We start from the raw sequence: 22,487 nt of genomic DNA on the forward strand, positions 1-22,487 counted from the left end.
GCAGGCAGTCCAGCGCGGCTGAGCCCCAGAAGCGGTGTCGAAGCTCATCGACAGAGACGACCGAGATCAGGCCCAAGCGGTGTCGGATCTGACCGACAAGTGGTGTCGGATCTGACCGACGTGACCACACACCCGACCCTCGGCCCCGCCGGCGGGGTCAGTGGCCTCATGGCCACCAGCGACCAGCTGCCCCCACTCGGCAGCCAGCCAGCCGGTGTGCCCGCCGGGCGGCCCGCCGGGCGATGGTCGCCGTGCTCACCTGGGGTGCCCGTGTCCATGCTGCAATGCGGATGGCCTTCCGAGGCCTACTCGCCCGCATCGACGCGCTCGTTGATGGAACTGCCCGCGACGAGATGGACGGCGGAGTTTCTCCAGCAGATCGCGGTGCCGACTTCGTCGCCCCGGACGTGAAGCTGCGCGAGCTGCTCGTCGATGTCGAACTGGTAGCAAGCAGCCCGACGGTGGAAGCAGCGCGCGACCTGGTCGACGCCGTTGCTCGTTACGAGTTCTCGTACGAGTACACCGGGATTGCCGACGCGCGCAGGAGGTTCGCCGAGGGCGCGCGCCACGATCTGCGAATCGACCCGTAACCCGAGCAGGTCAGCGGTTGAGCGACCCACTCTTGATGATCCGGTAGACCGTGGCTCGGCTGACGCCGTAGGCCTCGACCAGGTCGGCGATCGCGTACTCGCCTGAGTGGTAGTCCCGCACGAGGTGCTGTTGGCGTCGTGCCGATAGGGCGGGCTTGCGGCCGCCGACCTGTCGGCCGGCGCGTCGGGCGTGGTCGAGTCCTTCGCGGGTGCGGGCGCGGATCAGGTCGGCCTCGAATTCGGCGATGAGGGCGAGGACGTTGAACAGCAGTCGGCCGAGCGGGTCGGTGGGGTCGTATCGGGCGCCGCCGAGGTTGAGGGCCACTCCCCCGGCTTCGAGCGTGGCGGCGATATCTCGGGCATCCGGGACCGAGCGGGCCAGCCGGTCGAGTTTTGTGACGACGAGCTCGTCACCGGGCCGGCAGGCGGCCAGGGCCTCGCGGAGTCCAGGGCGATCACGGGTGGTGCCAGTGAGGCCGTGGTCGACGTAGATCCTGGCGTCGTCGACACCGAGGGCGCGCAGCTGCTCATGCTGGACGGCGAGGTCTTGGCCGGTGGTGCTGACCCGGGCATAGCCGATTTTCATCGGCCATGCTCGAGCGCGAGACGCAGTTCCCGCACGCGTTCTTGGAGGATGCTAGCTTCGCTCCATGTGGCGTGGTGGAGACGCTGCTCGTCGGTGGCGACGATGGGGTTCCCCGACCCGTCGGTGGTGACCTGATCCCACAGAGGCCCGAGGTCGGCGCGCTCCCAGGAAAGCAGGACGCGCAGCGTGGCCGCGATGTCGGCCGGCGGCAGGGTCGAGGCAGCCGAGCTGGCGAGGAAGTCATGCGCTCGGTCATCAGCGGAGAGGGAGCGTTTCCCGGAGGCGTGGGTGTATGTCATGGCCAAATCTCCGTCTCACTAGAGGGGCGTTACTGCGACTCTAGCATGAGACGGGTCTATTGCGTGTGGCTTGCGCCGTTAAATGGCGGGGTTCTGTAGGTGATATGTGGCGGGCCCGGTCAACTGACGCCGCCACGAAGCGACCGAAGAACCCCGCCATTCAGCAGACGAAGTCACACGGTCGGCGTGGCGCGCGACGGACGGGGCGTCTCGTTGGGCGATCGTTTTCGACACGGCCGCCATGGGGGGTTTCCTTCGGCGGGGGGCTTCACCCCGCTTATGGGGCCGCCGTGGCTCATCGTTCCAGCTCCCGAGGTCTGCGGTCAGGACTATCACGGTGGTCAGGGCTATCCCGTCGGGTTCGGTCAGCCAATGGGGGCTCGGCGCGATTAGGCTCTTTCGCATTCGCTCGTTGCCGCAGCTCGGCTGTCCGCGCCACGGTTGTTCGACCGGATGTATGCCTGGGCAGGACAACCCCGCACCGTTGACCTCACCAATGCCGCCGGCACCCAATTCCTGAGCTGGCCCGAAGCTCCATTCGCCGTTGATGCCCTGGCCGATCAGCTGCACACGGCCAACTATTTCGACGGCGCGGACGTCGGCGACCTTGCCGCCGGCCTCACCGTCACCCACAGCCAGCTGAACCACGCCCATCCCTTTCCGGGAAGGGAACGGCCGGACCAGCCGCGCGTACCTGTCTGCACTCGTCGCCGGAGCCGGTCACGCGCTCGATTGGACCCGGATCACGCAGGCAGAGCTGAACGACGCCTCACAGCTGACCCTCCACGGGGATCCCAGCCAGCTCACCGCCTTGTTCCGCACCGCCCTCACCACCCATCCCGAGGCGGCCGCCGAGCCGGTCCACCAGCCCCGACTCGCGGCCTCGCTGGCGATCGCGTTCCCACCGCTGGATCCCACCGGACCTGGTGGGCCCGCACCGTCGACACCCACCCCCACGGGAGGGCGGCCACAGCTGCGCGCCGTCGACGGCGGCCGCGGTCGTCCCCGGATCTAGCGAGCCCTCATCGTTCGGTTGGTTGAAATTTTCTCTCGTCCGTTGTGTTCGACCGTTAGGTTTTCCTATAGTTTGAGCAATTGAGATGAGGCCCGCCCCTACGAGCGGACCTCATCGGACAGAACTGTTGGTGTCGAGATCTAGCGGCAACTAGCTCCCGGCCCTCTGACGTCAGTCGAGGTCCATCAGTACTGCCAGCAGGATGTGAATCAGTTGCCCGGTGATCGCGATGGCGAGTCGGTAATCTCTCTTCCGTCGCGGCGCCGGGCTCTGATCCTTCTCAACATCGTGCTGTTGTTGCGGGGGGTCGTTCATCCGCAGTACCTCCTTTCTGGAGGGAAGAAGTTTTTTCCTACTTCCTAAACACAAGTTCGCACTTGGTATTGAGATTGGCTAGCTCGTGGCAGGACACTTAAAAGGTGTCGCGGGGGTTCGGATGGCAGCAGCGAGAGATCCTTGTTGCCCTGGCGCGCGACAAGCTGCGCCTGCACCGCGCGGGTTGGTGGGATCGCAGTTGGCATGCCCTGATCCGTCTCGACTGCGTACCCGCCGTGGGGGAGGGGAGCAGCTGGAGACGAGCCGCCCGCCGACTGGCGGATCAAGGTCACGTCGAGCTTCGGCACGGTCCGGTTCCCGTTCGGCCGAGCGTTGAGCCCCGTCTGCCGGGATATCGCTCAGGAATTCAGCTGCGGCTGGTGACTGCTCGGCAGTATCCCGATTTGGAGCCATGGACAGGGGGTGATGACGCGCTGGAGCATCTCACGGGGCTCATTGAGTCGCTCAGCGAGCAATGGGACCGGCCGGCCAACCCTTACGACTGGGCGGCCAGCCGCGATGAGTTCAGGGCCCGGATCGAGCGACGGATTGAGTACCACTTCAGCGCTTTGGTCCGGATGCCCACTTTCGGGCGGGATTTCTGCTGGGAGTGGACGTGCGCTCGCTACCTGGCTCATCGGAACTACCTGGCGATCTTGGAGCGCTCCCAAGCGCTCGGCGACGCAGTGTGACCGAACAGCTCGCAGCTGTTTGCTTGCCGGGACCATGACGGGGGTGTCTCAGTGGCGGGGTTCGGGGGTTACGGCCCGGTCAGCTGCTAGAGCCCCAGCGCCAGGTGGAGACGGTGCGAAGGTCTCGCATCCTCCTGAACGACAGCAGCGATACCCCCCCGGGGTATGGCCGATAAGCTATCTTATGACAAATTGCCTAGTCAGCATGGGGTAGAGATTGCGTCGAGCCGAAGTACTTGTTAAATAGCTCTTGCAACGCACGGTCTGCACTAGCCTCATCATCTCCTGGGGCAAACTTTTCCTTGGGGACTTCCACCACAACGTATGTAGAAACCCCACTGCCGCCCCCAATCTTGAAGAACCTCCCACTCGGGGAGGAACTTTCTTCCTCAGGACGAGCTGCTACCCATGGAAACCCTGGAACCGGGCTGGCGGCTATTTCAGGACGACCTACCCGTGGAAACCCTGGAACCGGGCTGGCGGCTATTTCGGAGTCGGCTTCGCGACGACGGTCCGCGGCGGCCTGCTGCTGGCGAACGTAGTCGGTCTTCCGAGCAGGGCGCGACGGGCGCTGGATCGGTGACTTGTCGCGCTTGCGGGGGCGTCGACGTCCTTCAGCCAACGCGACGATGTCGGGGGCCGTGACCCGTCCCCTCTTCTTGTCGATCGCCATCTGTAGCTTCGCGGATGCGACCAGTTCCTCGTATGTCGGTGTCTTACTCACGGGCTGGCCCCTCGCCTTCCCATTCCTCGACTACTGCGTTCCTATGCTCTAAATCTTCTTGGGCGACACTCTGCAGCAGGTCGATCCCCGGATCGTCCTTTGGTACCCAGGGCGACTCTGCCAATGCCACCAGAATACGCCGCCCGTCCACCCGCGTGCTGGTATCGCTCGATCTGACCCATTCCAGCGCCCAGAGCGCCCTGGCCCACCAATGCGTGAGTTGCTCGTTCCGCTCGCGCTGGTCGCGCTCATCCTTGGCGTGCTTGTCACGCTGCTGTCGGTCCTTGTGGCCCTGCAGCAGCGCCACCGTGACACCGATGACCGCAGCGACCAACGCGCCCAATCCCCCAGCGCCTGGTGATCTCACAAACTCCCACAGGTAGTGGCCCAATGTTCCTCCTCTGGGGTGAGTTGTCTCAATCTAAGCACTCTGGCCTCAGATGTTGCGGCGGCCCAGGGGATGCCGGTCCCACGAGGGGCGGGGCGTGCGGTTCGCTGGCTCGATCGGTGGTGGCGCACTGGGCAGCGCTGGCAGCTGGTCGCGGGTGGCCATGGAGTCACGGGCGATGTCTGGTACCGCCGGATCGGTTCCGGGCTGGTGCCAGGTCATGCCGACGTACGGGTTCGGGTTCGTGGCTCGAACCGGGCCTTCCGCCGTCGCGGCCGCCGCCTTGGCCACCACCTCAAGGTGGTGGGACACGTCTTGGATCATCGAGTGCACCGACTCCCCTACCTGCGGGGACAGCTTGGCCTCAGCCACGGCCTGATCGATCTCCCTGTGGAAGACCGGGATCAGCGGCTGGTACTTGCTGACCTGCTTGAGGAAGAAGTCCGCCTGGTCGACCGAGTCGAGATGGTGGTGCAGCGAGCCGGCGTTGTCGGCGAAGTCGGAGGCCTTCACCAGCAACGCGCCAGAGTCCTCGACCGCATCCGCGACATGCTGGCGGTACTGGGCGTTCCGCGCCTGCTGGCCCTGATCGGGGTCACGCGGCGGCGTCGTCACCGCCCGCACAACGCGCCGGACCTCGGGGCCGAACCGATCCCCGATCCACTCCAGCGTCTTCTCCTGGTCATCACGTCCGGGGTACTCGGCCGCCACGGTCTGAGCCGCCTCGGCCGAGCAGTCCTCGACCACATCGTGCAGCAACGCGGCCACCACCACGTTCGCATCATCAACTCCCCAGCGCTGGATCCGGGCGGCATTGCGCAGCGGGTGCTCGATGTAGGGGGTGCGCGGCAGAGCAGCTCGGTTTGCCCGGGTCTGGAACCGATGCAGGTGCGCGGCGGCGGCCAGGGCCTCCTCGGCCCGGTCCCGACCCCCTGCTGGCACCGCGCGGAGCACCTCGACCGCGAGCAGCGCCCCATCCATCTCCTTCAACGCAATCGACTCCGACCGATCGGGCTGTTCGACGGCGCTCGAAGTCTCGACGTTGGCTCTGGGCCGCACGCCACGGGCCACCATCGTCTCAAAGCGCTCCTGCGCTTCACTGAGCGCTCGGCGGGCCTCGACCATGGTCCGGGCCGCGTTGAGGACGGTGGCCCGGTCTTCGGCGGGGTTCGCTGTCAGCTCACTGAGCTGGGTGGCGAGCTTGGGGAGATTGAGCGCAGTTTCCGGGGTTGCCCACCCTTGGGCGATTCCCTCCGCCAGAGCCGCCGCTCGTTCCTCGCGCATGACGGTCGCCCCGGGTGCAGGGGCGGTTGTCGGTTTGAGCCTGCTGATCGCCTCCCCGAATTCTGCCAACGTGGTGAACCGCTGGCCATGGGCCTCTTGGGGTGAGAACCCGGCTTCCTGGATGTGGGTGATGACCTTGAAGTCCACCTCGCGGTCGCTGTAGGGGGTGTGGAAATCCGCGCACACCGCGACCCCTTGGAAGTCGGTATAGAGCTGCTTGTTCCAGCCCATCTCACCTTTGGGCCCCTGCTCGCGTACCCCATCGGCTGACCACTGCAGACCCCGGAACTCGGCAGCTGAGGGGTCAGCGCCGAGTGCCCTGGCCAGGCCGGCGCTCGCGGACTCGCCGTGCTCGGCGATGACCGCCTCTTGATAGTTGCGGCGCCGCTCTGCGAAGGCTCGTTTCTCGGCGTCCTGGCGGCGGCGCCGCTCTTCCTGGCTGTCGGCGTAGGCCTGGTGTGCCAATCGGATGTAGTCGACCATGACTCGTCCTTTCCCGAGGGGTGTTATTCGGTGTCGAATCGGGTGAAGGTGGCCACGCACAGGTTCGTCCCGCAGGGGCTCACCGTGGCCTGGTATCCGCCTTCGGTGCCGATGTCGTTGGTGTCGCGGGTTTCGATGTTGACCACGATCGGCTCGCGGCCGGTCTCGTCGAGGTAGGCGTCGACGATGCTCACCCTCTGTGAGTAACCCTGCGCCTGGGCCCGGGCGTAGCTAGCGGGATCCGGGCCGGCGGCCAGCTCGGCCTCCACGGCCTCGCGGGCCTGTCCCACACTGATCTCGGCCAGACGGGCGCGGTCGACGCCAGGGAACGGTGCCTGGGGGGTGCGGGTGTAGCGCAGTCGCACGTACGCGTCGACTACCGCGATCTGATCCCGCATCCCTGGGGAGACCGCTCCCCCGTCACGGTTGATGACCCGGTAGGTGATCTCTGGGACCGGGCTCCGCGTCACCGCCGCCGGCGACGTCGCCGGGGTCGCGGGTGGTGACGGTGGGCCAGCAGGTCCCCGATCGGCGGTCACCCAGTAGGTCACCCCGGCGATGACGGCGAACAGGATCACCACCGCCACGGCGATCGCGGCGATCAAGAGCTTCATCCGGTGCTGCATCGGCGGGGATCCCTTTCAGTAGCTCGCGGCCGGCAGCTGGATCCCCAGCCCGGCCAGGTAGGCGACCGGGTCGGTCGTGGTCGAGGAGCCATAGGCCATGGACCCAGACGTGCTCACCTGGAAATGAAGGTGCGCACCAGAGCTGTTGCCCTGGTTGCCTTGGGGTGCGATCGGGGTTCCGGCGCCGATCCTCACCCCTTCTTTCAGCTCAGGATTCAGGTCCTTGGCGTACCAGTGCGCATACCCCATATAGACCGAGTTGCCGCAGTCGACCCACAGATAGTTCGTCGAGCCACCGGGGCCATTGGAGTTGGCGTAGGCCTGGTTGATCTTCACTGCGATCACCGTGCCGTCGCACACCGACTGGAACGTCCAGGCTCCCGCACCGCCCTTGGCCAGATCGACGCCCCAGTGGGGACCGCCGGAGGGGTAGCGGCCGTAGCGGGCGCTCATGATGACCCCGGAGACTCCCTCGGGAATGGGCGAGACCACCTTGCCCGAGGCCGGCTTGATCCCGCCCGCTCCCCCGGCCCGGCCTTCACAGGGTCCGGGTCGGAACCACTTGTGCATGTTTTCCAGATAGCCCTTGGTGATGCTGGGGATCGCGGGGTACTTCTGCAGGTTGCCCTCGCCGGCGTTGTGGGCGATTACCAAGGCGTCCAGATCGGAGATCTTGGCGTACGCGGCTGAGGGGTTCTTCGCCTGCATCCTGCGGACGTTCTCCAGCCGATCTTTCAGATACCGCCCGCCGACCTCGGCGTGGATCATCGGGTCGGTGATCCCGTGCGGGGTGCCACCGGGGTTATCGCCAGTGGGGAAGAACCGCGACCATTCCGCGCGGTTGATCTGGAACAGCCCCCAGGTGCCGCCGTTGCTGTCGTTGGTGAAGTTGTTCGGATCGAAGCTGCTTTCCTGCTTGGCGATCGCCGCCAGGTAGCCCTCGGGCAGCCCGGAGACCTGGGCTGCTTTCTGCATCCACGGGCGCGCCCTCTCCGGCACCTCCAGGGCCCCTACCCCGCAGGTACCGGCCGGTGGGGCGGCGGGCGGCTGCAATGTCAACCCCACCACCAGGGCAACGACCAGCACGAACGCCAGCAAGACCGGCGAGCCGACCACCACAGCGATCGCCGCGATTCCTGCTGCTGGCAGGGCTGCTGATTGCTGCTGTGGCTCGAGGCCGGGGGTGCTCATCGCAAATCGCGGCCCGCGGCGTCGACCAGGGCACCTTCGTAGTGCTTCTTGCTGGCAGCGATCTGGTCGCTGTAGGGCATGGCCGACCAGTGGTCGAGCTGGATCAGCGCGGCCCGGGCGCCAGAGGTCAGCATGACCGCCCGCCCGGTCGGCATCGAGGCGAGTTCGGAGACCTCCAAGATCTCCTCGCGTCGCACCTCGTGGGAGGTCGAGCCGGAGCCCCACAAGCCGCCGCTGTTAGACGATTCACTGGAGGATCCGGTGTTGATGTCGTGCTGGCCGATCAAGCGGGCCAGCTGGCCCAAGAACGCGTCCTCGGCCAGGCCCGCGCCAGCGACGCGCACGTTGGCCGCACCCCACAGCTTGAGCATCCCCCGCTCGCCCCAGGCCTCGACGCCTTGCGCCCAGGACTGCAGGAACGTCGACAACACCAGCCCCTTGGAGCCGAAGTGGGAGTACATGTCAGGCAGGTCTTTCCACCGCACCACGTTGGCGGCCTCATCCAGCACAGCGATCAGCGGGGTCGGCAGCCGCCCGCCGGGGCTGCGGCCGGCGAGATGTTCGCCGGCCTGCAAGATCGCCACCGTCAGTGCGGCGGTGACCGCGCGGGCACTGCCTCCGCCCTCGCGTGAAATTGGGTAGATGGTCTGGGTGGAGCGGATGAAGGTGTGCGGGTCGAACGCCGCCATTCCCGACTGGGGGGTGACCCACCGAACCACGGCTGGAGAGCGCAGCCACGGCACCATCTTGCGGGCCGTGCCGACGATGCCGTTGCGCTGTTCCTCACTGAGCCCGGCAACGCCTTGGACTGCATCGGCAGCGATCGAGAAGCCGCCGAGCTGCAGGGCGTGCATCGGGGTCAGGTCGGCCGGGTTCATCAGCCAGCTCCACACCACATCCACCGGTTTGCCGGCGACCGTTGCCGCCAGCAAAAGCGCGGCCAGATAGGCCTGACCCTCCGGCTCGAAGTACGGATCGGGTCGGCCATCGTCCCCGCTCACCGAGGAGTTGCACAGGGCCGCCAGCTCATCGGCCCGCTCCATCATCCGGTCGGGATAGGCCCGGATGAACCCGAGCATGTCCCAGTAGAAGTCCTGCTTCTCACCGATCAAACCTTGGGGGTCGAACACCCAGCATCGTCCTAAGTTGGAACGCGGGCCGCGGGTCAGATCGACCACGTCGCGCTTGTTGCTGGTCGCCAGCACCGGGCACCGGTTCTCCACGATCTGGCGGGCCACCACGCAGCTGGTCTTGCCCGCCCGGGGACCCATCAGCCACACCTGGACCCACTCGTAGGAGGATCGCAGCGGCTGGTTGGTCACCACCAGGGTGCCGATCGGGTTGCCCATCCCGGCATGGGTGCAGTCCAGACGGGCGGCGTCCTGGGCGCTGCCCTTGGGCAGCAACGGCTTCAGCTCGCGTGCGCTGGCCATCGACTCGGCCTTCTTGTCGATCCGCACCAACGCGATGTTGCGGCGGCCGCGGAGCCCCACCACCGCCCAGACTGCAGCGATCACCCCGCCCACCAGCAGCGCGGCCAGCGCGGCCAGCCAGATCGTCGACGCCGAGGTCCACGTCGAGTTGCCCAACGCCAGGCCAGCCACGAACGCCCACGGATTGGCCGCTCCAGTTGCCCCGCCCAGCGTGCCTGCGAGCCGAGTGAGGGCCGGTACCCCGGCCACGACAAGCACGATCACCAGCAGCAGGATCAGCTGGCGGTTAGAACCAGTGGCCTCCCGGCGGCGCCGATCGGGTGCGTACCACAGGCGGCCGCTCATGCCGCGTCCTCCTCATCGGCCGGGTCCTCGGGCACCTTGGCGCGCGGCATGGTGGAACTGGAGCTGGCGGTGGAGTACGCGAGTTCCTGCCAGCGCCGGTTGGTGTCGTGCACAGCCCGCTCGGCATTGGTCAAGATCACCTCGAACGGGGTTCCCGGTTCTTTGCCGAGCTTCATCAAGAACTTCCCTCGACCCCGTGGCCCGGTGCCCTTGCCGGTGGCGGGGTCGACGCCTCCGTCCCCGGCCCAATCGGTGAGGTTCGCCTTCTCCTGCCGGGACAGGGCGAACACTTCCTCCAGGTTCCCGAACTCACCACCGACCAGGCCGCCGAGGAACACCATCGAGGCACGCTCGACAAACCCCCACGCGATCCGGGTCAGCTCATCGGTGGACAGTTTCAGGTCGTTCATAGTGTGGGTGAGCATCAGCTGGCCCACTCCCATCTCCCGGTTGATCCGGGTGAGCTTGTCCACCCGATACACCAGGTGCCCGCTCACCCGCAGCAGCCGCCACAGCTCATCCATGATGAGCAGGTAGCGCCGCCGCGGCGCGAGCTCCAGATCAGCCATCCGTGTCATCAAAGCGATCGAGGCGACCCCGTAGGACCAGCACGCCAACTGCACCGCGGCCTGCTTCGCCTCATCCTCATCATCGATCTGGGAGACATCGAATCCACCGGGCTTGGTGAGGTCCAGGTGGGTGGTCGGTCCGTCGAACACCGCGCCGAACGGCCCGTCCTCCAGCAGCGCCATCAGTAGCTGCCGCAGCCGCTTGGTCGCGGCGTGGTACTCAGCCCGATCAGCCGCCAAAACCTTGGTCATCAACCGTGGATGGGGTTCCTCAGTCTCGAAGACCGACAGCACTTCGCGGATCGTGGGGGCGTCACGATCCAACGGCTGCTTCTCAGGACCGACCTGCAGGATGTGCAACACCACCGGGATCAAGCTCGCCTCAGCACCGGTCAGCGGTTCGCCCTGGTTGGCGATCTCCAACAAGCCCTGCAGCACGTTCTTCTGCTGCGACAGCAACTTATCCAGCGCCCAGGCCCGCACCTGCGGGGGCAGCGCCGCGATCCGGCCATGCCCTCCCAGCAGATCGAGCGGGTTGATGTGGCCGACCGTGGTCACCCCATCCTCACTGGTAGTGACCTCACCGACCGGGATCATCGACCCGCCCATCCTCTCAATGAGTGCCTTATAGTCCGGCTTCAGGTCGGCCAGCACCATCGGGATCGCGCCCACCCAGTCCATCCAGGTGCAGATCCGACGCGACAACGAGGACTTCCCCACCGCCGGCCGGCCCAGAATGAACCCGGAGGGGGTGGCGATCAACCCGGACACGAACCACGACAGCGGATCCCCGCACACAGCCGCCTCGCTGCGCAGGTGCATCCCCAGCGGTGCCCCAATCGGCGGCATCGTAGACCCGGCCGAGAACGGCCAGAACCCGCACACCTGGAACGTGGAGCCGCGGCATTCCAGTGCCGCCTGCACGACCGTGGTCTCCCCCGTGCCGCGCAGACCCCACCCACGATCCTTCGGCGTGCGCTCATGCCAGCGCGCGGCTCTCTTGCGGTGAGTCTTTCCTGCGCGGCCTGTTCCCAGCCGCAACCCCGGAATCCCATCTCGACGCTTCGCCATACCCGCGACCCTTTCCTTCGTTGATCCCTGAGCGCTTCCGCGGAAGCACCCTCGCGAGCCCGCGATCAGAACGCCGCGTGCACGCTGGCCGGCAGCAGCATCTGCTCGGGCAGCACCACCCCGATCGGCAACGTCGACAAGAACGCCGCCGACTGGTTCCCCAACGCCGGCCGCATCCGCAACCGCGCCGGCGCGGCCAGCTGCGCGATCGCCGAATCCATCCGGTCGCGTTGGTCGGCGCTCAACGACGTCCCGGTCACCGCCATACCGAACAGCGTCAACCCAGCCCCCGCAGCATTTTCCGCCTCCACCTGCCGCGCGATCTCCCACTGCCGGCGTGCCTGCTCCCCCGCCTTACGCTTCCTGGCCTCCGCCCACGCCGCAGACGTGTCTCTACTCAACGCCTTCGGCGCCTCCAACAGCCCCACGGGCCGATACATGATCGCGACCCGCTTACGCGCCACATCCTGATGCGGACGCAACACATGCTTCAACGTCTCCGCAAAAAACGTCACCGGCGGCTCGACCATCTGATACGTCGAAGACCACGCCCGATCATGGCGAACAAACTCATCGCTAGGCTCCCACCGCACCGGCCCTGCCGCCGCCCACGACAACCCAGTCCCCGACTCGGTCGCGCGAGCCTCCTCCACATCCTGGGCAACACTCGGGTCGAAACACACCCGCACCGCATCAATCACATCCTGAGCCGCCATCGCCCGACACGCGCCACCCGCCCCCGACAACCGAGCCGCCCCCACAATCTCGGGCAACACATTCGCCAACCGGCTATGCATCTCGCTCTCCGAGCGATGCCGAGTCTTGCCCACCATGTCATCGGCATTCGTGAACGTCACCGTCAACCACGTCCGGATCGTCGACAACGCCCGCGGAAGCTCCTGCTTCACCTGCCCCATCACATCCGCCGAATACGACGACGCCGAAGCCGCGCGGTGACCATCAATCTCCCGCCGCAACCGCACCCCCGGATCCGGGGCCGTCTCCACAACCACCGACGCCCCCACCACATCGGCATGCTGACCCAACAACGCCAACGCCGCACCCCAATGCGCGACCTGACGATCAATATCCTCGGTGTCCACCAACTCAGTGCCCGTCGCAGCACCCTCCAACACCAAGCTGTAATGCTTCGCCTTCCCCGCTGGCATCATCACCACCGCGAAATGCTCACCATAAGAATTCCGGCCACTCAACAACTCCGAGCCCGCCGCCAACCCCGGCAAACGAGTCTTCCCATCCGGCGTAAACCCCACCGGGCCCTGATAACCAACCGCGAGATCCTTGCTCCACCGATTCATCACCCGAGCACCGATCCGGTCATAGGCAGTCAACCCATCCCGCCGCGACCGCCGCGACGGAACGATCGCAATCACCGTCACCAATGCCATCGCCAACGCGAACGGCAACCCCGGCAACCCCGCAATCTGCGCGCCCAACATCAACACCAAACCAAGAAACACCCCGCCCAACCCAATGAACGTCGCCGCCCGGCCATAACCAAACAACCCCGCACCCAAAGGCCGCCGAAGATTCCCGTAACTCCGCGCCGACATCGCCTCAGCCACGCCCTGACTCCTCTCCCATCATCCGAGCACCCTGAACCTGCGGAACCACCGGCGCCGCCCCCCGCACCAGACTCGACGGCACACCCTGCCGCCCCCCAGCCGGAGCAGCCCCCACCGGAGCAGTCCCCGCCGGTGTAGTCCCCGGCGCTGTCGCCGGCGCCGAGGAGCCTGCCGCGGCAGGCTCGCTCCCCGAACTGGCGCCACTGCCGCGGGACCCTGTCCCGGTCACACCGGCCGGGGGCGCGCTGCCGCTCGGCTCCGAACCCCCAGCCGACCCACTCCCCGACATCGGCCGCGCCGGCGACGGCTCCACCGCCGAACCGTCACCCGCCCCAGTCCCGGACTCCAACTCAGGGCGAGGACCGCTACCGCTCAACTCGCCACCACCGTCGCTCGCGCCGGGGTCGCTGCTCGCGCCCGCGCCCTGTGCACCCTTGGCCTCCGAACCAGTCTCGGGCGGCACCGACGCCGCACCACTCGGCGCACCCCCGCCCGACCCGGCCGGTCCGGTGCCGCTCACCGAACCCGACCCGCCCGCAGACACACCACCACCCGCGGCCGCGCCAGCCATCATCCGACCCCCCGACGCTGCTCCCGAAGACGCCATCCCAGCCCCCGACGCCGCCGAGGATCCCCCGGCGCTGGCCATGCTTCCCAACGCCACCGCTCCGGTCGCGACCCCGCCCGCGACCGCAGCGCCCGAGAACATCGACGACATACCCGCCCCAGCCACCGGGACCAAGAACTTCAACAACACCGGCATCAGAGCCACCGTGAGAAACATCAACACCCCCGCACCGATCACCTGCACGATCGCGGCAACCTCGCCCTGTGGCCCCTTCAGTTGCTCGGAGGAGCCTGCGAACGCGAGCATCCGCAACCCCAGCACATAGGTGGCGGCGGCGACCGGTTTGTAGATGACGAACGCGAGCAGGTACATCAGGGTCTTTTGCAGCCACTGCGACCCGATCCGGGTCGAAGACGTCGACGCCGCGATCGGCGCGAACACCACCAACGCCGGAATCACCGCCATCCGCAGAATCATCATCGCGATCTGGGCCACCGCGGCGAAGATCACCAGAAACGACATGACCAGCATCCCGACCAGCCCGATCCCGCCAAACTCGGGCGACTTCATCACCTCGCCCATTGCCGCGACATTCTGCAGACCAGGATCATTCGGCCCCGGGGCGCCTGCCATCAGGCTGATCGCCAATGAGTCGGTGATCGACAACACCACCTGCACCACGATCGCCAACAACCCCGCGACCACAATCGTGGTCGCGATCGCACGGGCGATATCGACCAGCCCGTCACCACGCAGCTGAATCGAGACCTTCGCACAGCCAATCAGAATCGCTAGCACCATCAAACCGGCAATGATCGGATCAAAATCTCGTTGTATCGAACGAATCGGAGTCACCGGCTGATAACACTTATCCCCGACCAGCCCAACGCGGGTCGTGGCTTCTGGGCCATCGCACACCGCGTCCTTGCCGGTGCCTTGGGAGCCTTTCACCTCGGCCACCTTCGGGTTGAACATCGGGGTGGTCCACGCCCACGTCACCGCACCCATCATCGTCAACATCGACGCCACCGCCGAGCGCTTGGCGTCCTCCCCAAAACTGTCCTTGGTGCCGCTGACCAAACTTTGAGCAGCGTCTTTTGCCATCTCCGAGCGCTGGGCCTTCAACGCCAACTGAACACACGCGGAGTATTGGGGACTCAGGGGTTTGTACTTCTTCAGGCAAGGAACCTCGACCGGGTCGAGCGCGCCAGTCACGGGATACTCCACCCCTGCCTCGGTCCGCCATTCCCTAATCTCTGCATGCGCCGGTGCGCTGGGGAGAATGGTCGTGAGTAGGGCGAGTGACGCCAGTAGCACGGCGAGACCGCGGGAGATCCTCTTCCACATTTCAGGCCCGCCAGTCGACTCGAGGTCCTGAGGTGCCCTCGGTGGCGCGCTTCATGGCGACCTGCCACGTGGTCCCGGTCCAGATCAGCGGCGTCGGCAGAGGCTCGCTTGTCCCGTCTTCAAGGCGGAAGTAGATCAGGACTCCCGCTCGGTTTCCGCTCACTGAATTGGTGAACTGGAAGCCGTCCACGGTCATCCGCTGGGCGTCCACGGCGAGGATGGAATTGATCGTCTCGTTCTTGTCCGGTGAGGCTTGGAAAGACGCTTCCAAGGCTCGGCGCCTGACGTCGAGCGGGAAAGAAGCGTCGAAGTACGACCAGTGGTAGGCCGCAGCCATCAGCGCCCCCAGCGCATCGGGGGTGAAGCACTGCCCAACCCCGTCGGTCTTGCGCAGCGGTCCGCCGGCGTTCTCCGGCAGCGACACTCGGGGGGTAGCGCGAACCCACTGGGTCGGCGGAGCTGCTTTCAGCACATCCCCCTGGACTGGTTGCGCCAGGGGACATCCTTCAGGCCCCGGAACCGTCGGACCAGAAGATGGACTTGACGAGGGCGCGGGGGGCGCGCTGGGCGAAGCTGGAGGAGGCCCGGCCGCGGGTGGTGCGCTCGCGAGCGACTTCCCGAACCACAGGCCACCGATCGCGGCAGCGGCGACGGCGAGGACGGTCGCGATAATGAGCACGGCTTTCTTCATGGGGGTGTTCTCCTGGGTTTAGTTGAAGAACCGCACAACGATTCCGCCAGCGCTGCTGGCGATTGCTGATGCGATGAGGGGCCACATCAGCTTTTGCGCTTCGTCGATGCGGGTGTCGCTGAGCACGATGCGCCCGACGCAGTACAGGAATGAGGCCATCGCGATGATGAGCACGAACCAGGCTCCCCAGTTCATGAGGTAGCCCCATTCGGTCTGCCAGTCCATCACGATCAGAGGGCTGCGGGTTTAGCCGGTGAACGCGGCGAAGATGCCCGACATCGCACCAACGAGCACGGCGCCGATCAAGGCGATTATGATGCGCTTGCCGCCCTTGGTTTCGGGCCCGTGGTCGCTGAGGACCAGAATGCCAACCCCGAGCAGGAAGCCAGCCACGCACGCGATCAACACCCCCCACGAGATCCAGTTGAGGATGGTGGTCAGACCATCCATCCCCGGCGGGGCAGTCGGGTTCACGGGCGGCACCTTGAGCAGCGGAGCGAAAGAGTGATGGATCACGATTTTGCCTTTCCTGAGGGTGTTTGCGGGGGTTTCGAAAGAGTCGGTGCGGAGGTCAACCGGGGTGTGGCTGGATCACTTCAGGTGCTTGTTCGGGGGCAGAGGTCGCGCTGGCGGGGGCGCGGGTCAGGTCTCGTTTGATCCGGCTGAGGGTCAATTTGGTGCGGGTGTCCAACGGGTGCGGGTCGCGGGGCAGCACGCTGCGCCACCGGGGCTGCCACCCGATACTCCAGGTAGTGGGGACCAACGCGGCCAGCGCCGCCAGCTGGTCCTCGAGCTCCCGCGGGGGGCCGCCTGGGGCATCGGCCATGAGGACCAGCCCCCGCAGGTCGACAAAAGAGTAGACCATTCCACTGGCCCACTCCTGCGCGGCGCGACGCGCCTGACTGATCCCCCACGCATGAGTCCGCGCCACCAACACGACCGCCGCCAGGCCCTGCGGCAGGCGCGGCCACTGCCGCGCCGCTACGCTCGACAACCCCCGCTGGGCAGCGATCGTGCGCAACGTGGTCGCCCCGCACCCACCATGAGTGCCCAACCAGAACACACCCCGCTCATCAGCCGGGAACCCGGGAGTATCCCACGCCCCAATCCACGGCCGCGACGGCACCGGAGCCCCCGTCGGGACTTGCGCCCCACGCGCTTCCAAATGCTCACCCAAAATCGGATCAGGAGCCAGCGGCGGAGTCGGGACGGTCAATGGCCGCTCGTCGGGAGCGAACGGGTTGTGGGTGCTCATTGCACCTCCTCGCGCGGTCACGCGCCCACCACCCTCGGCACACCGGGGTGTGTGGGCCGCTGCGTTTAGTCAGGGGTCCATCTCTGTCGTGTCACCTATGCATGAGCCCGCCTTATCCGACGACCAACATTCGGCCGACGGACCGACGGGTGATCCCTCATCTGCGAGCATGTTAACAACAACAATGGCGAATATGCCCCTCTACTTTCGTACGATGTTTTACCTCCCTAATACTTTCGTATATTGTTTTTCGATCAGATTTCCCTAGTCTGCTGTGACGTGACCTCGGGGCCCCTTGTGAACACTGGAGGAGGCCGACCCATGTCCAGCCACGACGACGAATGCCCCCCCACCCAGTCACACCACAACGACCTGCCCCTGGTGATGACTCCTGGTGAGGTGGCCCAGATCCTGAAGGTCTCCGAGCAGACCGTGCATCGCGAGATCAACCGCGGTGAACTGGAGGCCTTCGCCGTGGCGAAGAGATGGCGCATCCGGCGAGAAGCGCTTGAGGCCTACCTGCACCGGCCCGCGCCGGTGCAGGTGATCGACCCCGAGGCGGTCACAACCTTGCAGGTTTCCGACCTGCTGCACTGCAGCCGCGAGGCGGCCTGGCGGTTGATGGCCCAGCAGACCATTCCAGCTCGGCGGGACGGCCGCGCGTGGGTCGCACGGTTAGCCGATGTGGAGGCCTACCGCGCTTCCATGGAAACACCCCCCACGAGCTGACCCCTGGGACAGCACCCACGCCGGAGCGGGATGGGGATCCCGAATCGGCACCACTGAAGGGATCAACGATGGACACCAACACCACCAACCCGTGGAAGCACATCGGACCAGGAGGCACCCACCGTGGCAGTCGGAGCCGCCCTGCTCCCCCTTCGAGCGTTTCCCCACACACTGCGTGGAGCCCCTCTGCTGAACCCGAGACTCCACCCACGCCGGTCACGCCCACCAGCGCAGACTCCGCGAACATCGAGGAACTCGGATCCCGGTTCCCCGAAGACTTCAACCCGGCCCACGTGCCGCCATTCCCGGTCTTCGCCACCGAGATTGCGCCGCCTGAGCTGGGGGAGACGGCCTGGCAGATCACCGTCGACGGCCTCCCGTTGTCCGATGTGGTGACCACCACCGAAGCGGATGCCGCCGCCGCCGCCCTGAACGGTGTCGCCCACGTGATCGCCCAGCGGGGCTGGGACGCATGCCGGGTCACTGCCATCCGCGTCGGGGACACCCCCGAACAGACGCAGACGCACCCGCTGATCGTCGGGCCCCAAGGCGAGGTGTGGGATCTCGAAGCCGCGCCCGCAGACGCCGGCGACAAGTCCAGGCGCGGCCGAGTGAAGCAAAAGATCGCCATCGCCTCGGTGGCCGCCCTCGTGCTGATCGGTGGGCTCGGCGCCGCGACGGGGGTCGTGATCGCCCGCCGCACCTCACCGCAGGCGGTCCCGGCCGCACCGGCCGCGCCAGCGCCTCCTCAGCCCGTCGAACTGCCCGCCCAGGCGCCAGCACTGCTCAGTTCGCACGCTGTCTGGGGCACCGTGCCCGTCGACGGAACGCCTGCGATCCTTCCCGACGGGCGGATCGCCACCCAGCTCGACAAGAAGCTGACCCTGCTCGACCCCACCAACGGCCACCCCCGCGAGCTGCTCCCCAGCAACGGCACCATCACAGCCGGCCCCTGGGTCAGCGCCCTCGGTGACCAAAGCGTCCTGGCATGGGCCTCCGCCGACACGATCCATTGGGTCACCCTGCCCGACCTCAGCGCACCGCCCCGCCGCGAGAAGCTCCCTGCAGGTGCCTCCTCCCTGATCGTCGGCCCACACGGCATCGGCTGGCGCGCGAATGCCACCACCATCACCGTGCTCACTCCCGCCACTCCCTTGCAGCGCACCGTTCCGGCCGACGCCGACGTCGTGGCGGTCGTGGGCGCCGACGTGTGGCTGTCCGACCAGTTGGGCAACAGCTGGCAGGCCAGAAACCCGTCGACCACGGCACCGGCCCCCACCACCTTCCAGGGCCCGCCCGAGAACAGACCCCTGGGCGTCATCGCTGCCACCCCCAGTGCAGTCGTCGTCGCCTGGAAGGCCGAGGCCAGCAACGATGTCACCTACACCCTCCACTCCCCCGGGCCTCAGCTCGCGAACCCCGTCGCCACCTTCCCCAGCCCGCGCCCCCGTGTAGAGCCCGGTGCGCTGCGCACCACCTCCCGCGATCGCGCGATCGTCGAATCACCCTGGATCGCGCTGCCCGGTGGCCTGCTAAACCTCGACACTCACGCCCTGGTCCCCCTACCCGAATCCGCCGGAACCCTTGAGGCAGTCATCGGCAACACCGCCTGGCTCACCCGCGATCAGAGCACCACGGCCGTCGACCTGACCACCGGTGCGGTCACCTCGCAGCGGCGCGTCGAACGCCCCGTACGCCCCCTGGCAGCCATCCCAGCCGGGATCCTGGTCACCGCCCGCGACACCAATCGCCAAGGCCTCTACGCCCTCCCCCGGCTGTAAACCGATCCAGACGTCAAAAGGGCCCCGGACACGCCGCCCAAGCGTGTCCGGGGCCCTTCACTCGCACGGAAGCGGCCTAGTCGGCTGATCCCGTCATCTACTATGACTCTAAGTGTGATATACCGCAAGTGTGAGACCGTCCCACCCCGCATCAGGCACACTGAGCCGGTGCCCACGCTTGCCATGCCCGATCTTCCCGACGATCTGGAGCCGATCATGGACGCCCTGGGCCTCAACCGCGTCGCCGTGGCCATCCTCATCTCCCTCGCTCGCCACGGTGGCCACGCCACCACCAGCGAGCTCACCGACGAGCTCGAGCTACCCAAGGGCACCATTTCCCGGGCCCTACGTCAGCTGGCCCAAGCTGGCCTGGTCACACCCGATCGCCCCACCAGCCGGGGCGGCCGGGTCATCACCTGGACTCTCCACCACGACGCCCTCACCCGCCAACTCACCGACCTCATCCACGCCACCGACCCCACCCGTCACTGACCCCAGTTCGACACTGAGACCGTCACGCCACCGCAAGTGGGGAATTCAGAAATCGGCCAGAGTCGGCGTGTCGGCCAGTCCCGACGCGTCCAGCACCTGCAAGGCTGCCGTTATGAGCAAGCTGGATGAGCGGGTCACCGTGATGTTCCGTCTCTCACGCGAAGATCGAGAAGCACTGAAGAACCGGGCAAGGGACCAAGGCGTCGATGTGCAGACTCTGCTTGAGCACTGGGCATTCGGCCGCCCTCTGAAGGCACGCCGCCGCGGCAAAGCCGCGCACGAGAATCCCGACTTCCAGGAGCGTCTAGTGAGCTAGCCCGGACACGACTTAGGGCCGGTGGCTGGCACCACCGACCCTTGAAGTCTGTGGGAATCGATCGTTGGCGCGATCCGAATCCCGATTTGAACCTCTCCCACCGCTAAGAAGAAAAGGATCTTTGTTCGTGGCCCACGATACAGGGGCCACACGTCCGCTTACAAGCCATCCGCGCAGTTCAGCGGGCGTGTCGTCCTCCCCCACCCTGCAACTCGACCCCTGGCCGTTAGCCGCGGTGATTGCCCAACGGCCGCTCCTGCGCATGTCCGATGACCGGGGCAAGACCTATCCCCCGCGCCTGCAGCGCCCACTAACCACCGGCCCCTACACCACCCGGCCGCCTTCGCGCCCCTGCGCAGTGCCCACCTACGGCTCCGACGGACTCACCCGGTGCGTCGTGGCCGACCTCGACGCCGAGCGCGGTGATGTCGACCGCGACGCCCAGCTGATCGAGATCCGCGTACGCGCCGCCGGCGGGTACCTGATCGCCGACCACTCCCCCGGTGGGCGGCACCTGTACCTGCTTCTGCGCGAGGGGGTCCCGGCCGATGAAGTGCTGCAGGTGCTGCAGGGCTGGCAGGCCGACTGCCCCAGCCTGGACCCCGCACCCATGCGCTCCGCCCACGCTGGCCTCATCGCACCCCCCGGTGCCCTGCACAAGTCCGGCAGGGGACATCGCCAGCTGACCACCTCCTGGCCCGATGCCCAAGCCCTCATCGATCAGCCCAACGCACCCACGGTGTGGCAGCAGCTCCTCGCCACCGCCCCCAAGCGCCGACTCTCGTCGCAGACCGCAGGCCCCAGCCAGCAGACACCGCTGCGCGAGGCCGTCGATCCCATCACCCACGGCATGGGTGCTGCCTACGTGGCCATCGCCCAGACCGGTGACACCAGCGCCTACCCCAGCCCTTCCGAAGCCCGCCAAGCCGTGCTCTGGTCCGCGGCCGCCGCAGGGCTGTCCCTCACCGACGTCGCCCGCCGCATCCACACCGGGGCCTGGCCCGGTCTTGCGGGCCTTTACAGCCGCTACAGCCCCCACCACCGCCACAACGCCCTCGCCCGCGACTGGCGCAAGGCCACCGCCTTGGTCGAAAAACACCGAGCCGACCGCGCCCGCAACCGACCTGACCGGCAATGCAACACAAGGGGTCAAGAGACACACCCCCCGGCCCCCACCGGCCACCGTGGCGTCCGCGACTGGGATAACGTGCTTGCCCACGTCGAACGCCATCAGCTGTCAGCAGACCCCACCAAGATCTTGATCCTGCGCGCCATGGGACAAGCCGCTCAACGCCGCGGTGAACCCCAGATCATCGACGGCGTTCGTGCGCTCTCCCTGGCCACCCACCTCAACATCGCCACGATTTCTCGTGGACTCAGCGAACTGCGCGACGCCGAGGAGCCCCTGGTGACCCGTACCGCAGAAGCCCACGGCTTCGAGGCCGACACCTACCAGCTCGTCATCCCCGACACGCTGCGCCATCTGACCCGGCAACGCTGGCGTCGCGGCCGTCTGCGAGCCCTGCACCCTGCATTCCGCGCCCTCGGCAGAGTCGCCGGTTTCTGCTACGAGGCCCTCGCCCGCGCCGACACCGGCCTCGGCGTACTCGACCTGCTCGAGCGCGTCCCCTACGCCTCGAAATCAGCCCTCGACGACGCTCTAGCCACCCTCGCCGCCCACGGCTTGGCCACCGCCCACCGTGCTGGCCGGCGCACCCTGTGGAGTGTCGGCCCCGAATCCGCCGACGGCGTCGCCGAGCAGCTCGGTGCCGATACCGTGCACCGAGCCCTCGTGCGCCGCTACGCGCTCGAGCGGGCCCTGTTCCACGCCGTCCTGCTCGACTGGTGGGCCACCCGAGGCGCATGGTGGACCCGCGAACCACCCGACGAACCAGACCCTCCCCCACCGATCTGACCCGCACACCCAGGCTCGGCGTGAGCGTGGCCCAACCGGCTTGCTTCCATGGAAGCAAGCCCACACGCCGTGCCCTGAGAACTCTCCTGTTTCGACGATGCGCATCGGCGTGGTTCCCTAGCCTGAAGGTATGAGCGACACCACCCCCAAGGCGCCCTAACCTCACCCCACATCCGGTCTGTGCTTCCATGGAAGC

The 22,487-nt window shown here is 66.9% G+C and carries 22 protein-coding genes; 7 read left to right on the forward strand and 15 right to left on the reverse strand.

Annotated elements, in window-relative coordinates; translation table 11 throughout:
• The first annotated feature begins 242 nt into the window (after positions 1-242).
• Positions 243-590 carry a hypothetical protein gene (locus CGZ93_RS10365; RefSeq protein ID WP_141211168.1) on the forward strand — a complete coding sequence of 116 codons (348 nt, stop codon included), beginning with the start codon at positions 243-245 and terminating at the stop codon, positions 588-590.
• A gap of 10 nt (positions 591-600) precedes the next feature.
• On the opposite strand, the gene CGZ93_RS10370 is transcribed toward CGZ93_RS10365, so the two are convergent.
• The 3 genes from CGZ93_RS10370 to CGZ93_RS18925 form a co-directional block, all read right to left on the reverse strand.
• Positions 601-1,176, reverse strand: coding sequence for a recombinase family protein (locus tag CGZ93_RS10370; RefSeq protein ID WP_094364073.1), 576 nt, complete (start codon positions 1,174-1,176; stop codon positions 601-603).
• Positions 1,173-1,475, reverse strand: a complete 303-nt coding sequence (locus tag CGZ93_RS10375) for a hypothetical protein (RefSeq protein ID WP_094364074.1) — start codon at positions 1,473-1,475, stop codon at positions 1,173-1,175. Before CGZ93_RS10375 ends, CGZ93_RS10370 begins: the two co-directional genes overlap by 4 nt.
• Positions 1,476-2,661: 1,186 nt before the next feature.
• Positions 2,662-2,805 (reverse strand): hypothetical protein, encoded by a 144-nt coding sequence (locus CGZ93_RS18925; protein ID WP_176451724.1) that lies wholly within the window; start codon positions 2,803-2,805, stop codon positions 2,662-2,664.
• A 104-nt stretch (positions 2,806-2,909) separates the two neighbouring features.
• Here CGZ93_RS18925 and CGZ93_RS18405 point away from each other — a divergent pair, with 104 nt between their 5' ends.
• On the forward strand, positions 2,910-3,497 hold the full coding sequence (locus tag CGZ93_RS18405; protein WP_141211169.1) for a hypothetical protein: 588 nt from the start codon (positions 2,910-2,912) through the stop codon (positions 3,495-3,497).
• A gap of 716 nt (positions 3,498-4,213) precedes the next feature.
• Here CGZ93_RS18405 and CGZ93_RS18410 read toward each other — a convergent pair.
• The 12 genes from CGZ93_RS18410 to CGZ93_RS20085 all read right to left on the reverse strand — a co-directional run bounded on the left by CGZ93_RS18410 (position 4,214) and on the right by CGZ93_RS20085 (position 17,058).
• Positions 4,214-4,612, reverse strand: coding sequence for a hypothetical protein (locus CGZ93_RS18410; protein ID WP_141211170.1), 399 nt, complete (start codon positions 4,610-4,612; stop codon positions 4,214-4,216).
• 45 nt (positions 4,613-4,657) lie between these two features.
• Complete coding sequence (locus CGZ93_RS10385) at positions 4,658-6,376, reverse strand: HD domain-containing protein (RefSeq protein WP_094364076.1); 1,719 nt, start codon at positions 6,374-6,376, stop codon at positions 4,658-4,660.
• A 23-nt stretch (positions 6,377-6,399) separates the two neighbouring features.
• The gene (locus CGZ93_RS10390) at positions 6,400-6,990 is read right to left on the reverse strand and encodes a hypothetical protein (protein ID WP_141211171.1); all 591 of its coding nucleotides are present in this window, start codon (positions 6,988-6,990) and stop codon (positions 6,400-6,402) included.
• A 27-nt stretch (positions 6,991-7,017) separates the two neighbouring features.
• Positions 7,018-8,193, reverse strand: coding sequence for a M23 family metallopeptidase (locus tag CGZ93_RS10395; RefSeq protein WP_094364078.1), 1,176 nt, complete (start codon positions 8,191-8,193; stop codon positions 7,018-7,020).
• On the reverse strand, positions 8,190-9,971 hold the full coding sequence (locus CGZ93_RS10400) for a type IV secretory system conjugative DNA transfer family protein (RefSeq protein ID WP_094364079.1): 1,782 nt from the start codon (positions 9,969-9,971) through the stop codon (positions 8,190-8,192). The genes CGZ93_RS10395 and CGZ93_RS10400 overlap by 4 nt, the downstream gene beginning before the upstream one ends.
• Positions 9,968-11,464 carry a hypothetical protein gene (locus tag CGZ93_RS10405; protein ID WP_141211172.1) on the reverse strand — a complete coding sequence of 499 codons (1,497 nt, stop codon included), beginning with the start codon at positions 11,462-11,464 and terminating at the stop codon, positions 9,968-9,970. The genes CGZ93_RS10400 and CGZ93_RS10405 overlap by 4 nt, the downstream gene beginning before the upstream one ends.
• Positions 11,465-11,676: 212 nt before the next feature.
• Positions 11,677-13,197, reverse strand: a complete 1,521-nt coding sequence (locus tag CGZ93_RS19760) for an SCO6880 family protein (protein WP_094364081.1) — start codon at positions 13,195-13,197, stop codon at positions 11,677-11,679.
• The gene (locus CGZ93_RS10415; RefSeq protein WP_141211173.1) at positions 13,190-14,992 is read right to left on the reverse strand and encodes a hypothetical protein; all 1,803 of its coding nucleotides are present in this window, start codon (positions 14,990-14,992) and stop codon (positions 13,190-13,192) included. The genes CGZ93_RS19760 and CGZ93_RS10415 overlap by 8 nt, the downstream gene beginning before the upstream one ends.
• Before the next feature lie 121 nt (positions 14,993-15,113).
• Positions 15,114-15,536 (reverse strand): hypothetical protein, encoded by a 423-nt coding sequence (locus tag CGZ93_RS10420; protein ID WP_094364083.1) that lies wholly within the window; start codon positions 15,534-15,536, stop codon positions 15,114-15,116.
• A gap of 285 nt (positions 15,537-15,821) precedes the next feature.
• Complete coding sequence (locus tag CGZ93_RS10425; RefSeq protein ID WP_094364084.1) at positions 15,822-16,028, reverse strand: hypothetical protein; 207 nt, start codon at positions 16,026-16,028, stop codon at positions 15,822-15,824.
• A 21-nt stretch (positions 16,029-16,049) separates the two neighbouring features.
• A complete protein-coding gene (locus CGZ93_RS10430) occupies positions 16,050-16,319 on the reverse strand; it encodes a hypothetical protein (RefSeq protein ID WP_094364085.1) in 270 nt (89 codons plus the stop codon).
• Between the two features lie 55 nt (positions 16,320-16,374).
• On the reverse strand, positions 16,375-17,058 hold the full coding sequence (locus CGZ93_RS20085; RefSeq protein ID WP_407643941.1) for a DUF6668 family protein: 684 nt from the start codon (positions 17,056-17,058) through the stop codon (positions 16,375-16,377).
• 321 nt (positions 17,059-17,379) lie between these two features.
• On the opposite strand from CGZ93_RS20085, the gene CGZ93_RS10440 reads away from it, so the two are divergent.
• From CGZ93_RS10440 to CGZ93_RS10455, 5 genes are all read left to right on the forward strand, one after another.
• Positions 17,380-17,787: a helix-turn-helix domain-containing protein gene (locus CGZ93_RS10440; RefSeq protein ID WP_229117358.1), complete on the forward strand. Its 408-nt coding sequence runs from the start codon at positions 17,380-17,382 to the stop codon at positions 17,785-17,787.
• A gap of 293 nt (positions 17,788-18,080) precedes the next feature.
• Positions 18,081-19,568 carry a hypothetical protein gene (locus tag CGZ93_RS10445; protein WP_094364087.1) on the forward strand — a complete coding sequence of 496 codons (1,488 nt, stop codon included), beginning with the start codon at positions 18,081-18,083 and terminating at the stop codon, positions 19,566-19,568.
• A gap of 168 nt (positions 19,569-19,736) precedes the next feature.
• Positions 19,737-20,060 (forward strand): MarR family transcriptional regulator, encoded by a 324-nt coding sequence (locus CGZ93_RS10450; RefSeq protein ID WP_176451726.1) that lies wholly within the window; start codon positions 19,737-19,739, stop codon positions 20,058-20,060.
• A 112-nt stretch (positions 20,061-20,172) separates the two neighbouring features.
• Positions 20,173-20,376 (forward strand): hypothetical protein, encoded by a 204-nt coding sequence (locus CGZ93_RS18415; RefSeq protein WP_141211174.1) that lies wholly within the window; start codon positions 20,173-20,175, stop codon positions 20,374-20,376.
• A 262-nt stretch (positions 20,377-20,638) separates the two neighbouring features.
• Positions 20,639-22,291 carry a hypothetical protein gene (locus CGZ93_RS10455; RefSeq protein ID WP_141211175.1) on the forward strand — a complete coding sequence of 551 codons (1,653 nt, stop codon included), beginning with the start codon at positions 20,639-20,641 and terminating at the stop codon, positions 22,289-22,291.
• Positions 22,292-22,487: the final 196 nt, after the last annotated feature.

This window comes from Enemella dayhoffiae (assembly GCF_002250625.1).
GTDB lineage: Bacteria > Actinomycetota > Actinomycetes > Propionibacteriales > Propionibacteriaceae > Enemella > Enemella dayhoffiae.